This window comes from Fictibacillus macauensis ZFHKF-1, assembly GCF_000269865.1.
Lineage (GTDB): Bacteria > Bacillota > Bacilli > Bacillales > Fictibacillaceae > Fictibacillus_C > Fictibacillus_C macauensis.
The window spans coordinates 1-13234 of record NZ_AKKV01000031.1 but is presented as its reverse complement, the minus strand read 5'-3'; the positions used below and the strand labels follow the sequence as shown (position 1 = coordinate 13234).

Genomic DNA, 13234 nt, shown 5'->3' with positions numbered 1-13234 from the left:
CTATTCCTCCTCCCTCATTTTCTCGAGCATGACTGCATCGCTCTCTTTTTTTAGCGTGCGATACTCATTTTCTTCTAACGATTGATCAAACTGACAAATGGTTCGATAGGAACAAAATGTACATGGTGTTTTCGATTTTAATTCATACGGTGAAATATCAATGACACCTTCTGTCATTTCGGTACCAACTTGTTGAATAACCTTCCGAACATGCCCAGTTAAAGTTTTAAAATCTGAAGCTGTTGCCACTGAAGATTGCGTGCGATGAAATCCTTTATTCGTTAAGGTAACTGGTACAATGTTCGATTTCTTTTCAAACGTCTGATCCATGAGCTGTACGGCTTCCGTCTCAGCCAAAACAAGGCCTTTCATCTTAAATTTCTTAAAGAGCTCTGTTTGAATTTCCTCAACAGTTAAGAGCTGCTTATGATCAAGCATTGGATTATGAATATGAAAATAAAGCACACCACCAGGTACCGCTTCTCGACCGAGCCATTTCTGTGCATGACTTAGTACAACATCAAGATACGTTAACATTTGCAAGGCAAGTCCATAATACACTTCATCCATTTGCAGTCCCGTTGCACTCGATTTATAGTCAATGATACGCAGTAATAGTTCTTTTCCTTCTGCAGAATCTACGCGGTCAATTCGCCCGACAATCTCCATAGTTGTTCCATTCGGCAATGTAAAAACAAGCGGCGGGAGCGATTCATTATGTCCAAAACCGAGCTCAAGACCAATTGGTGAAAAGCCACTCGCACGTGCATGTTCACTCAATATGTGTGAAGCGCGGCCGACAATATCTCTTAATTTACTTTTAATGTACAAATGACGTTTGGAACTTAACAAAATCTGGCGCTGTAAGGACAGCGATAACTGATCAACAACATCGCCCGCTAAGCGATAGCAATCTTTCTGTGTCAAGCCTTGCCATTGAAGATTGTGCTGACCAAGATACTCGTCCATATTCTTTAAAGCGGCATGAAACAGTTGACCAATGTCAGGCGCTTCTAAACGATACAATCTTCGTTCTTTTAATTTTAAGCCGTATGAAAGAAATTGTGAAAATGGGCATGCTTGATGAAGCTCCATTCGAGATACACTAGCGCTAATTTTAGATCCATACAAGTTTGTTGCTGTTTGCTTCGATAATTTTTTTTCTTGGTTAAAGTAGAATAAACTTTGTAACACCCGTTGGCCATGAATGCGCCATTTCCCATGATGGGTTGACCAATTATAAACGTCCCACCATATCGGGTCCATTCCATACCCTTTTTTCCACTCGCGAAGCTGTGTATTTAAAAAAGAAATTGATTTTAATGGCGTTGCAATATAGGAAAGCGCTGATTGTGCTTCTGGATCTTGTGTTTCAAAAAAGATTGGTAATTCCGTAAACAATGAGGTTAAGCGATTAATTACCATCGAAGGTAATAAATTTTTTCCTTCTTCATCTGCTAGTGGGTAAGAAACATACAAACGGTCACTCGCATTGGATAGGGCCACATAAATTAGAAACTGTTCATCTAATAACTTACGATTCGCATCTGGTGCTAAGGAAAGCCCGTTTTGCGACAATACTGTTCGCTCTTCTTCTGATAGCAAACCATCGCCTTCTGGCTTTGCAGGAAGAATCCCTTCATTAACCCCAAGTATAAATTGACACTTAACCCCCGTATAGCGCGAGCGATCCATCGTACCTGCTAACACTTGATCAAGTGCTGGCGGAACAAGCGCAAATTTCATCGCTTCTAATCCGGTATCTAGCATTTTAACCCAAAGATCATAGCTCATGTGTTCATCACCAGCAACTTCAACCATTTCATCTAATAAACCAATCATCGCGTCCCATACTTGACTATGCTCTCTTGCCTTTCTCAGCCGTCCTTCTGCTTGCGATTGATTGCTTAGTTTTTCTAATTTCAACGGCAATTGCAAGCGTTCTAAAAATAAAAACAAATACTCACAATAGTCCCGAACAGTATGGGCCTTTTTCATATCTTTCATTAATCGATGAAGCGGAGCAGCAATCATTTCCCGCGCCTCATTCAACTGTCGTTGTTGCAGTCGCTCTTCATCCGTTTGACGAACACCTGGCTCTTCTAGCACTTGATAGCGCTGAACTTTCCATGGCTCCGAGTCAACCCATCGATTTCCTTTTATACCATAAGCTAAAACATAGTTTTCCAGCACGTCCATTTGATGACGACATTCTTCTTCTGTCCAATCCATGTCTGGCGGGTACAATAATCCTGTCTTTACGGCTCTAAAAACTGATTCATAACGCCAATGATTGCCGACTGCTTCCAACGAAGAGCGAATAAGCTCAATAAATGGATGATGCAACATTGATTTTTTCTGATCCAAAAAGATCGGAATCTCATATTCTTCAAAAATCGTTTCAAGTAAATGCTGATAATCATTCATATTTCGAATAGAAAGCGCCATTTCATGGTAACGATAGCCTTCTTCACGAACAAGACGTACGATTTCTCTTGCCGTGCGGTCCACTTCGGTCCGTCGATTAACAGCTGCATGAATTGTAATTCCGTGTGAATCGTTGTGAATCACAGCTGGCCGTTGATCAAATTGATCTTCAATGTGGCTTATTGCCTGATTATGAACGAAGCGAGGGCGATTCTCCAATACAACCGTCTCTTCTTCCATAATCGCTTCTTCTTGTGCAAGCTTGCGAATGTTCAACGCTGTTTTTTTCGGCGTGTAAAAAATATCAAGCTCATGAGGCGCAGCAGCTGACAAGCTTTCTAACGTTAAAGCAACCGTTACTCTTTTGGCATACTTCATTAACATGCGAATCACTTCAAGCTCTCCTGGAGCAAGATGATGAAATCCGTCTATGTAAAATTCTGCATGAGCAACATACGTAGAATATGGAATCTTTTCAACTAGTAACTTTAAATAGTCTTCTGAATCGATGTATTGTTGAAGTGTGGCTTTTTCTAGTTCATTAGCGATTAACGCCAAATCGTGTAATTTTCCTTTAATAATGCCCGCATCTTCACCACTATACGTTAATAGCGTTTCAACGTTCCATTTCAGCGCTTGTGCATCAACACAATACCGTTTAAACTCCGTCATCATACGTTCAATTTGTTCATAAAAACCAGGTTGTTCACTTGCCTTTTTAAAGACGAGCAGCTCGTGCTTTTTATGCTCAATAATCTTACGAAGCATCATACTCATACCTACACTCGACAAGTGAATTCTATTCATCCCACCTGTTTCTGAAAGGACTTTCCAAGCCAATCGCGAAAAACTAAAGACTTGTGCACGCATCATACCATGAAGATGATCCTTATTAATCAGTTCATACTCAGACTGAAACGTCATCTGATCAGGTACAATATATAGTATGGGCGGTCCTTCTTGTGTTTCTCGCAGAGCATTCGCTATTTCTTCTTGAATATAATGACTTTTCCCACTCCCTGCTCTTCCTACAATCAAGCGTAAGCTCAACGTCGCTTCCTCCTTTTTTCGATCCCTTAGTCTTACTCTATTATCTCATACTTATTTCTGTAAAAAAACGAACAAGAACAGAGAAAAACCTGCCTCATTTTGTCAGCAGGTTTTTCGTTATGTTTTTTCATATTGTTTTTTATTAGCATACATTCGTTGATCTGCTTTATGTAAATAACTATGAATCTCCCGATCGGCATCGTGATGTAACTCCACAGCTCCATACGCAAGTGAAACGGTATCATCCCATTTTCGCACGCGTGCTTCAAGCTGAGCTGCCAAGCGACCCGCATCGTGTTCGGTTGTATTTGGCAATAAAAAAACAAATTCATCACCACCAAAACGAAACCCAAATTCAATCGCTAGCTCTGCTGCAGCATCGGCTATTTTCTTTAATATTTCATCGCCCCTTAAATGGCCATAATGGTCATTTAAGAGCTTAAAGCGATTAATGTCAATCATGACAAGCGATAATGGCTCATTCGTCGCTTGCGCCCTTGAAACCATACGAGCAACTTCTTGATAAAAGTGACGTCGATTGTATAAATTTGTTAACGGATCACGCAAACTTATTTCCTGTATTTCTTTATAGTGTTTATTAAAATAACCAGAAATAGCACCATACATTAACGCATTCATCATCTGGCCCCAGCGATCAAAAATTAAAAGCCGTACCTCGGGTGTTTCATCTTGTAACAATTGACGCACAGCCTGTCCTGCAACTAATTGTAAACTTCTAGCCACAACTGGAAATTCTTGATGAGGAATTTTTTTTTGCCCTGCAAAATAATAGCCTCGTTCATAACCACTTTTTTCTGTTTGTTTTAAACAACACGTAAATTCCTGTTCAGAAAGAAAGGCAGAGTTCATAATTTCAGTTAAAAGTGTTTCTAGATGAGCTTTGTACGTCTCATCCATAAATGTAACGTAAGGGCGAAATGATGGAATGCCTCTTAAATATTCTTCTTGCAACTGAATAATATGTGTAATGGATGATCGTTGCCTTGTATATAGACGCTTCTTCAGTCTCGCAATCTCGTCATCCGCGATCATCATACTGATCCGTTGCCAAAACGTTATAAAAAATTGATAAGCTTGTACGTGTATAATTTTGCCTTTAGGCTTACGATCACACATAGACGTACATTTAAATACAACGAATCCGGCCTTCTGTTCCTTCCGTTGTGACGGTAAAGCTGCTTACTTCTTTTAATTGAAGAGACGTTGTCTTTTGCTTTTCAGTTTTTATACTGTTGCCCGTTTTGACAAAACGGTTCCCCTCCTTGTTCATCTCGCATTTTAAGAGAACGTCACATTGCAACATATGCAAGCATTTCTCCGTTTTCTATTCCTTTTATCCTTATAAAATAGCTTTTATTTAAAAATTTTAGTTATCGTCATTATATATCATTCTTTCACATATTTCCTAGAGAAATCATTCCTAATGCTTCTTTCGTTTTATATAGGTTCGATACAACCGATAACCGATGCGAATACCATTTAATACGATTTTGGGTACTTTACGAGGATGTTTATAGAGTAAAGGAACATATAATTTATAATAAGCTTGTTTTAGATCATCCCATTTTTGACATTCTTCGTTGCTGAAGAAATCAGATACATCGACAACGACGCCTCGTCCATTTTCAATCATGATATTTTTTCCGTGCACGTCACTAGGTTGCAATCCTTGTTCTCTTGCATAATAAAGGGCGCAGTCCACATCTTCTATTACTTGTTGCGGGATGCGAATTCCTGCTTGTAAACAATCGAATAACGTCATTCCCTTTATGCGCTTTAGTATTAAATGCGTATCACCTCGACCATAGCACTTTGAAAAGTGCGGATGATCGCCAAGTTTTTTGTAAGCTAATTCCTCTAAAATCCGCTCTTTTTCATTTCTCACATAGACTTTCACAACATAGTTCTCATAGGATGGATGAGAAAATACAGCCGCATAATTTCCACACCCAATCACTTCCCATAGTGTTGGCACTTCTTTCACAACGACGGGATCGGTCGGTTGCACACTGACAATCGTTACGTCTTGCACCAATTGTTCGGCAAGATCTTCAAAGGGTTGCATGGTCTCATCACCTACTCTCTGTTTTCATAGTTTCTGGAGTAGAACATGATGCATTAACTGTTCTGCTAAATTGCGGAGATGAGCGTTTGGAAATCTCATTTCCTCCTCATACCCGCGAATAAAAATAGAATAGCGCGTAACATCGCCACTTGTTTCACCACTAGTCACAGTGATTTGTCGTCTTTTCATTTCTTTTCGCACGTCACGTAACTGACGAGTCATTCTCCCCATAGCATGTTCTAGTAAGTGAACATACGGTCGATGAAGCTTTAAAGGAGCTTGTTGTAATACAGTAAGGTCACGCGTGAAAATCGTAAATACGATTGGATATAGAATAGAACGAACGACGAGGCGACGATCCTCTTCATCTCCATATAACATAGAGATTCACCTCAACTCCAAGAGGACGCTTGATAAGAATAAGCATAGATTGACGATAATGCAAATGAACGCACCTGTTTTCGTAAAAAACAATACGCAGTGAGCAACTCTTCCCTAAGTGATAAAGGTAAAATCACACGTTCTGAAAACCTACCATCGCTTGAACGATACATGATTTTTAAAGAAGCTTTATGTTCAATACACTTCACTACAGCTGTACTTATGGTCACAACGTCCTCCACCTTTAAGATTGATACTAGTAGTATATGAGAACAAACGTTCTTTATTCAACAAGAAAAAAATGGAGAACAAAAAAACCGAGGATTAAACCTCGGTTTAGTTACCAGGAAACGTTCGATGTTTTTCAAGCGCTTGGTGAAGTGTTCCTTCGATTGAAACATGCTTGAAATCAATACCTAATGCAATCACTGTTTGAACGAGTTCTGGTCTCATGCCCGTTAATGTCACTGCAATTCCAAGTAACTGCAGTGATGCTAACACTCGAAATAGATTTTGGGCAACCATCGTATCAATAATTGGCACACCCGATAAATCTATGTACAAATGCTCCACTTTTAACTCCAAGCATTGTGATGTAGTCGTTTCCATAATTAGTTTACAACGGTGGGTGTCAATGACCCCAATTAACGGAAGTACCCCAATATGATGAGCGAGCTTCACGACCGGTACGGATAATTCCTCTAACGCCTGTCGAGCAACCGTTAATAAGGCATTATTGTGCTCAACATACGTTATGCTAAACGTATGAACAACCAAATCGAGCAGTGGGTCTACCCTTCGTACTGCCTCAATTACAGCATTATTATCATAATTAGCTCGCTTTACTTCTTCTTCAACAAAGCTCCAAATTCGTTCACGATAAATACGTACGCTATCCAAAGCCTCTTCTAATGAAAGCGAAAGCTTGACCGCATACCGCCCTGCTTTTCTACCCCACTCCAAGAAAGTTGTTTCTAAGCTTGCGCTTTGTTTTACTAATGCTTCGCCTATTTGTTGAAAAAGTTCAACGCGCCACATAAACAGTAATTCTTCTTCTTTTGCATCCTGCGAAAAAATGCCCTTGGCCTTGCGATCTTCAGTGACGCTTTCCGCAAGCCTTGTCCCATTGTCCATAATACGCTTCCCGAGCTCTTTTATGCTAGTATTCATGCATTCCTCCATTATCGTTATGATACTGTTAGCATTTGCAATCACAGGATCTTCTATTTAATGCGTTAACAATACATACGCCCAATAAGCTCCTCCTGATAAAAAACCGACAGCTAACAAAACAAACCACAACGTACTATTTTTCATACTATCCCTCATCTCTTCCCTAATATGAGGGTATCATACCAAAAACAAACAATTAAAGCATCGAATTTTCAGTTATTATTAAAGAATTATTGAAGTAAATGAGGAGGCAGTATACTATAAAATAAGAGAAAAAAATTTTCGACACTAACTAGAATAGGTGAGCAGATATGAAGGATAAACGTACAGAATGTATTTCACAACTCGAAGATAGCTTTCAATTCGTTTTTCGAATTTTTCGGAAAGATATTAATGATCTTTTTGCTAATGATATTCCTTTAAATGAATTTGGCATCTTAAATTTACTAAAAGACCGCGAAGCGCTTACAGCATCAGAGCTTGCCTCAGAAATGAAAGTTTCTTCAAGCCATATTACTGGCGTCACGGATCGCTTGATTAAAAAAGATCTTATTACACGAGAACGCTCAGCAGCAGACCGTCGCATCGTTTATGTGAAAATTACAAGCTACGGAAGAGAAATTGCTGAAAAGCTTGCTGCTCTTCGCCACAACTACTTTAAAGAAAAGTTTTCATCCTTTTCTGATGAAGACATTATAAAAATGACCGAGCTCTTAAACAAAATTGGTGCTTAAAAACCGCTCCATTGGAATGGCTTTTTTCATTGAAACGTCCAAAGCAATTGATGTATACTTATAAGGCATACAAAAGAAAACAAAACGCAGTAACTGACGAGATTTTCGTGGAAGTAACCACAAGGAAGCTGCTGTTTTTAACCTAAAAAAAGCCGTTCGTCTGGGCAAAGGTGAGGGATAACTGTAGTTCTTCCTTGCCTTTTTTCTATTTTCTAGGAGGAGATTGAATGAAAAATACACTCATACTTGACGGTACAGTCGTTGCCGAAGACATGAAGCAAGCGACAAAAGAAAAAGTGGATCAATTGAAAAATCAAGGCATTACTCCTTGTTTAGCCACCATACTCGTTGGTGACGATCCTTCCTCAGAAACGTACGTCCGCATGAAGGGCAATGCCTGTGAAAAACTTGGAATGGAATCCAGACGCATTCATCTTCCCGAAACGACAACAACAGAAGAGTTATTACAGACCATTGCAACGTTAAATACTGACGACCGCGTCCATGGCATTTTACTTCAGCATCCGGTTCCACCACAAATTGATGAAAGAGCCGCATTTGAGGCGATTGATCTTGCTAAAGATGTAGATGGCGTTACAAGCTGGGGGTTTGGGCAGACAGCTCTAAATTTCGGTGCTTATCCATCGTGTACACCAGCAGCCATTATGGCCATACTCGCTTATTATAATCTAGATGTGGAAGGAAAACATGCTGTCGTTGTTGGTCGTAGCCCCATCTTAGGTAAGCCAGTGTCTATGCTCCTACTCAATGCAAATGCAACGGTAACCACATGTCACTCAAAGACTCAAGACTTAGCAGCCATCGTCTCACAAGGCGATATTGTCGTTGCTGCTGTTGGTAAGCCTCATTTTATTAAAGGTGAGTGGATCAAAAAAGGCGCGATTGTGATTGATGCTGGTTATAACCCAGGTAACATTGGAGATGCTGACTATGACGAATGTGCTAAGCATGCAAGTGCAATTACACCTGTTCCTGGTGGAGTAGGTCCTGTAACCATTGCTACCTTATTAAGTCAAACCGTTATTGCTGCTGAAAAAACGAGCGCTGTTAATGAATCCGCATAATGAGGAGTGAAACGAAGAAAGCGCCTGTTGCTGGCGCTTTCTTCGTTTTTTTATCATGCTCTAAAGCATCGCCCCTACGAAGCGCCGTTGCTTCCCTTCAGCGATGCTGCTATATATTCCGTTAATTGCGCAACCTGTATAGTGGAGACAATTTCTTCCGTTTGATCATCGCCATTGACGATCAATATGCTCCCTCATCGCTTGTAACGTAAAAAACAACTCCTAATGAAGTTGTTAAGCGATGAGTAAATAAGCATGTTAAAAAACATGTACGTTCTCTCGCACGTAACACCCCCTATCCTCGTAGGTATTGATGTGTGCTAAAATAGGCAGGTCTCCTGGCTTATGATCATCACCAACTCGAACCTTCCCATCTAAAAAAGACAGTGGTTTCATCGAATGGGCTCCCAAATACAGTTGCGGGACAGCGCCGGATTTCAACCGAACTTCCCTATTAAGCAGATTTTATTTTACATAATCTGCACCTACTTCTACACATATTCAGTTCTTCACAACCATACCAAATATCCCACATACAATCAATTGTCTTTCCGTTACTTTATGGCGATATCATTTTTTCTCCCTATAAAAAACAGTTTTCCTCGTAAGAAGAAAACTGTTGTACGTTATAATTGAGCAGTTAAAATGAGTGGACCATCTTTAGTAATGGCTAAAGTATGCTCATATTGACAAGAAAGGGAACCATCAAAAGTGCGTGCTGTCCACCCGTCATCGTCGATTTTAACAAAGCGCTTACCGATATTTAACATCGGTTCAATTGTTAATACCATACCCTCTTTTAAAATCGGTCCTTTACCTTTTGGGCCTGCATGTGGAACTTGAGGATCTTCATGCATGACCTTACCAATGCCATGACCAATAAACTCTCGAACAACAGAAAGCCCCTCAGATTCAGCGTAGGCTTGAATAGCATGAGAAATATCACCAATTCGGTTTCCAACAACCGCTTGCTCAATCCCTAAATACAATGCCTTCTCTGTTGATTCCATCAAATGACGCGCTTGCTTGGAAACCGTCCCAACTTCATATGACCACGCAGAATCAGCAAGCCAGCCATTTACATTAACAACCATATCAATGGTAACGATATCACCATCTTTTAATTTCTTCTTTGTTGGAAACCCATGACAAATAACATCATTAACAGAGGCACACGTAGCAAATGGATAGCCTTGATAACCTTTTTGCTCTGGCGTTGCACCATGTTCTCGTAAATACTTCTCCACAAACTCATCAATTTCTAGCGTAGAGATTCCTGGTTGAATTAATTTTTTTATTTCTTGGTGACACGATGCTAATAGCTTCCCAGCATCATGCATTTTCTGAATTTCATGCTCTGTTTTAAGTGTAATCATACGTATTCCTTCCCTTTTCAATCTATGTTCTACATTCAACTACTATATTCTTTTTCTACACAATGGTTATAGGTCCAATTGCGAAAAAAAAGGAAGCGCAAATCAATGTTGATTTACGCCTGATGGCTTTTGCTTCATCTTAGATTCTACCATTTTTCCGCCAACCCATAGCACTAATATGCCTAATGCAGCAAGTCCGAGCTTCAACGGACTTTTAATAACGTTCATAAAGTCATATCCAATAAAAGAGATAATCGAGATCATGACGAGCTTTCCAAGCGTCACTGATAACACGAAGGTTTTTTGATTAATACGTGACAAGCCAGCAATAACATTAATAAGAGCCGATGGGGTAAATGGAAAACAATAAATGAGAAACAACGTACCGAATCCATGTCGTTCCATCCAACCAAGCATTTTGGCAATCTTCTTATGCTTCGTTACAAAATGTAAAAATTTCTTTTGACCAAGTTTGCGCACGGCATAAAAAACGATGACTGATCCTAGCACTGCGCCAATCCATGAATACAATGAACCGAGCCAGAAACCATAGGCAGCTGCGTTGCCAACAACAATGACAACAAGAGGAATAACAGGAATAATCGCCTCCAATAGGGGAAGAAGAATTCCCGGTAAAAAACCTAAATCACGGTATTGTCCTAACAAATGTTGAATATTTTCATTTGAAAAAAAACCTTTAATTTCACTCCAATTCATAGCCGCTCTCCCTTCTCTTCTGCTATCATAATTTCCATAAATCTATTGACTTAACCCATGAACTTTCATCAGTTAATACCCCATCCTTTAAAACGTTCGTTTGATTCATATAATAGTAAGCTCTGCATGCACTTTTATGAGGAACAAAAAAATATCTGCAGCACACTTGACTGCAGAACCTGTGTCATCAATGCTCGGATTCTTGTTCATCTAGGCGTTTTAACGTAGTGAAACACACTTTAGCACGCTCCATGCTACTTCGCATTAACACTATTTCTAGACTAAATTCTTCACATTGTCTGCAGTACATGTTGCATTGATTAAAACAGTTATACGTAATAAGGCAAGAATCGTCTCCAAGAGCCTTGCTCCCTAGAAAAGAATATGCATTACTCCCATCATCTCATATTCCTTACAATTAGAATATAGATTTCCCTTTAAATAATCCTTAAAAAAATCAATTTCGTTGCGAAAGATAATAATGGGGATTATATAGGTAATTTGTTGCATCATTTATAATTCATTTTACATCTGTAGTAAAAATAAGCTATTCTATTTTTATCATAAAAAAGGGGAAAAATAGCCATGAGAGTTAGAAACGCGATGGAGATTCTTGTAGAGGAAGCTTTAGATAATTATTGGCAGCAACTAGAGCTACCTTGTAAATGTGAAATATGTAAAACCGATGTTTATGCGATCACGCTTAATACCTTGCCGCCTCGTTATGTTTCCAATGAGAATGGTTACGCCTACGTTCGCGCACAAAATTTTAATGACCAAGCTCGCCTCAAGATGTTAGATGCAATCGTTAAGGCAACCGGCATCGTTGCTGTTCGCCCATCTCATGAGATTACTCATCCGATTGACCCATCAGAAAGCAACTCTAAAGAAGTTTAAGTTTTCTGACATTTATATCTTGCATGGCATCATTTAATATGATATAGTATTTTCAACCATTTACACTTTACTTACATAAAAGAAAAATCATCATGTTTGAAAAGGTTTGATGGTAATAAGTTAGCACAGGGTAGTGCTCGTTTTAGGAGGCAAGTCAATGCAAACAGGCAAGGTAAAATGGTTTAATGCAGAAAAAGGCTTCGGTTTTATCGAAGTAGAAGGTGGAGAAGACGTATTCGTACATTTCTCTGCAATTCAATCTGATGGCTTTAAATCACTTGATGAAGGTCAAGAAGTTGAATTTGAAGTCGTTGAAGGTGCTCGTGGACCTCAAGCAGCTAATGTAGTAAAAAAATAACTTACACATATAAAGACCAGCTGATCGCTGGTCTTTTTTAATAGTCCTTTTCTTTTGCTCTTTTCTTTTGATGTTGCTCTTTATACATTAACAACCCTAGAAACCCGCTGCTCACTAGTGATATGCAATAATAAGCAATCGAAGTCGGGTCGATAAAATAGAATAAAATAAAACTCGTTATCGATAGAAAGGCAAGCATTCCCCAGATTATCCTTCGCATTTGGCTGATCACTCCCCTTTTACAATAATAGGCTAGTATATGCAAAACATGTACGCGAGGTGACGACTAATTACTTTTCTTACAGTTTTTTATTTTGTTTATAATTTCCTCATGCTCTTGTTGATTAAAAACACCCATTTTATACAGCATATGCGTATATCCTTCAATGCGCTTCATTGAAAATGTACCGTTCCATTTCACCTTGTGCACCTCTTTTTCCTTAAGGAAACTTTTTATTACTATATGCACGTGCATAACGATGGTTTCGCTTCTCTACAAGATTTCCATCCTTGTCTATGTAACGTTTTTCCACAAAAAAACACCTGATTCGCTCATCAGATGCTTTTCCTCACTCTCTTATGCACATACAAAGGAAGAAATCATATTGGTATCTAATCCGAAATAGTTCCAGCGACGATTGCTCCAACGAAAGCCGGCAACAGATTGGCGCCCTACGTACGTTAACCACGCCCAAAAACCTTGACCATTCGTTAAACGAAGATACACATATTGATATAAGCAAGGAGAGATGGCTCCAGGGTCAACAGCATAGACGCTAGGACTACCTTGTCCAGATGAATGGGTAGTACTTGATGGAATCGTTGTTGGCGGCGGTCCAGGCGGGTAAGCTTGCTGTGAATGTTGATTTTGTCCTCCTTGCGATTGGCCGCCTTGATTCCATGGAAATCCGGGTTGTGCGCTTCCTTGCGATTGGCCGCCTTGATTCCAT

General features: G+C 39.5%; 15 protein-coding genes, 1 pseudogene and 2 riboswitches. Of the genes and pseudogenes, 4 read left to right on the top strand and 12 right to left on the bottom strand.

Annotated features, from left to right (window positions below):
* From addB to A374_RS14385, 7 genes and pseudogenes are all read right to left on the bottom strand, one after another.
* Positions 1 to 3477 (bottom strand): helicase-exonuclease AddAB subunit AddB, encoded by a 3477-nt coding sequence (gene addB / locus A374_RS14410; protein WP_007202965.1) that lies wholly within the window; start codon positions 3475 to 3477, stop codon positions 1 to 3.
* A gap of 117 nt (positions 3478 to 3594) precedes the next feature.
* Positions 3595 to 4614, bottom strand: coding sequence for a GGDEF domain-containing protein (locus tag A374_RS19585; RefSeq protein ID WP_007202964.1), 1020 nt, complete (start codon positions 4612 to 4614; stop codon positions 3595 to 3597).
* A 94-nt stretch (positions 4615 to 4708) separates the two neighbouring features.
* Positions 4709 to 4822, bottom strand: a pseudogene (locus A374_RS21470) (RNA-guided endonuclease InsQ/TnpB family protein); the annotation flags it as partial.
* A gap of 96 nt (positions 4823 to 4918) precedes the next feature.
* Positions 4919 to 5563, bottom strand: a complete 645-nt coding sequence (locus tag A374_RS14400) for a protein kinase family protein (RefSeq protein ID WP_007202963.1) — start codon at positions 5561 to 5563, stop codon at positions 4919 to 4921.
* A gap of 24 nt (positions 5564 to 5587) precedes the next feature.
* The gene (locus tag A374_RS14395; RefSeq protein ID WP_007202962.1) at positions 5588 to 5944 is read right to left on the bottom strand and encodes a YhjD family protein; all 357 of its coding nucleotides are present in this window, start codon (positions 5942 to 5944) and stop codon (positions 5588 to 5590) included.
* A gap of 11 nt (positions 5945 to 5955) precedes the next feature.
* A complete protein-coding gene (locus tag A374_RS21555) occupies positions 5956 to 6153 on the bottom strand; it encodes a WYL domain-containing protein (protein WP_486599176.1) in 198 nt (65 codons plus the stop codon).
* Between the two features lie 127 nt (positions 6154 to 6280).
* Positions 6281 to 7114: an STAS domain-containing protein gene (locus A374_RS14385; RefSeq protein WP_007202960.1), complete on the bottom strand. Its 834-nt coding sequence runs from the start codon at positions 7112 to 7114 to the stop codon at positions 6281 to 6283.
* A gap of 314 nt (positions 7115 to 7428) precedes the next feature.
* Here A374_RS14385 and A374_RS14380 point away from each other — a divergent pair, with 314 nt between their 5' ends.
* Together A374_RS14380 and A374_RS14375 are read left to right on the top strand one after the other, a co-directional pair.
* Positions 7429 to 7851: a MarR family winged helix-turn-helix transcriptional regulator gene (locus A374_RS14380; protein WP_007202959.1), complete on the top strand. Its 423-nt coding sequence runs from the start codon at positions 7429 to 7431 to the stop codon at positions 7849 to 7851.
* A gap of 79 nt (positions 7852 to 7930) precedes the next feature.
* Positions 7931 to 8024, top strand: a riboswitch (ZMP/ZTP riboswitch).
* A gap of 54 nt (positions 8025 to 8078) precedes the next feature.
* Positions 8079 to 8936 (top strand): bifunctional 5,10-methylenetetrahydrofolate dehydrogenase/5,10-methenyltetrahydrofolate cyclohydrolase, encoded by an 858-nt coding sequence (locus A374_RS14375; RefSeq protein WP_007202958.1) that lies wholly within the window; start codon positions 8079 to 8081, stop codon positions 8934 to 8936.
* A 311-nt stretch (positions 8937 to 9247) separates the two neighbouring features.
* Positions 9248 to 9440, bottom strand: a riboswitch (cobalamin riboswitch).
* Between the two features lie 122 nt (positions 9441 to 9562).
* On the opposite strand, the gene map is transcribed toward A374_RS14375, so the two are convergent.
* Both map and A374_RS14365 read right to left on the bottom strand, forming a co-directional pair.
* Complete coding sequence (map, locus tag A374_RS14370) at positions 9563 to 10312, bottom strand: type I methionyl aminopeptidase (protein WP_007202957.1); 750 nt, start codon at positions 10310 to 10312, stop codon at positions 9563 to 9565.
* Positions 10313 to 10414: 102 nt separating this feature from the next.
* The gene (locus A374_RS14365) at positions 10415 to 11029 is read right to left on the bottom strand and encodes a TVP38/TMEM64 family protein (RefSeq protein WP_007202956.1); all 615 of its coding nucleotides are present in this window, start codon (positions 11027 to 11029) and stop codon (positions 10415 to 10417) included.
* 585 nt (positions 11030 to 11614) lie between these two features.
* On the opposite strand from A374_RS14365, the gene A374_RS14360 reads away from it, so the two are divergent.
* The gene (locus A374_RS14360) at positions 11615 to 11926 is read left to right on the top strand and encodes a late competence development ComFB family protein (protein WP_007202955.1); all 312 of its coding nucleotides are present in this window, start codon (positions 11615 to 11617) and stop codon (positions 11924 to 11926) included.
* Between the two features lie 157 nt (positions 11927 to 12083).
* The gene (cspD, locus tag A374_RS14355; RefSeq protein WP_007202954.1) at positions 12084 to 12284 is read left to right on the top strand and encodes a cold-shock protein CspD; all 201 of its coding nucleotides are present in this window, start codon (positions 12084 to 12086) and stop codon (positions 12282 to 12284) included.
* A gap of 37 nt (positions 12285 to 12321) precedes the next feature.
* Here the strand turns inward: cspD and A374_RS20675 are convergent, their stop codons facing one another.
* The 3 genes from A374_RS20675 to A374_RS20840 all read right to left on the bottom strand — a co-directional run.
* Positions 12322 to 12504: a hypothetical protein gene (locus A374_RS20675; protein WP_007202953.1), complete on the bottom strand. Its 183-nt coding sequence runs from the start codon at positions 12502 to 12504 to the stop codon at positions 12322 to 12324.
* Between the two features lie 66 nt (positions 12505 to 12570).
* Complete coding sequence (locus tag A374_RS21310) at positions 12571 to 12705, bottom strand: hypothetical protein (protein ID WP_274517058.1); 135 nt, start codon at positions 12703 to 12705, stop codon at positions 12571 to 12573.
* 156 nt (positions 12706 to 12861) lie between these two features.
* Positions 12862 to 13234, bottom strand: a 373-nt coding sequence (locus A374_RS20840; RefSeq protein ID WP_007202951.1) for a hypothetical protein, incomplete at its 5' end; no start/stop codon positions are given.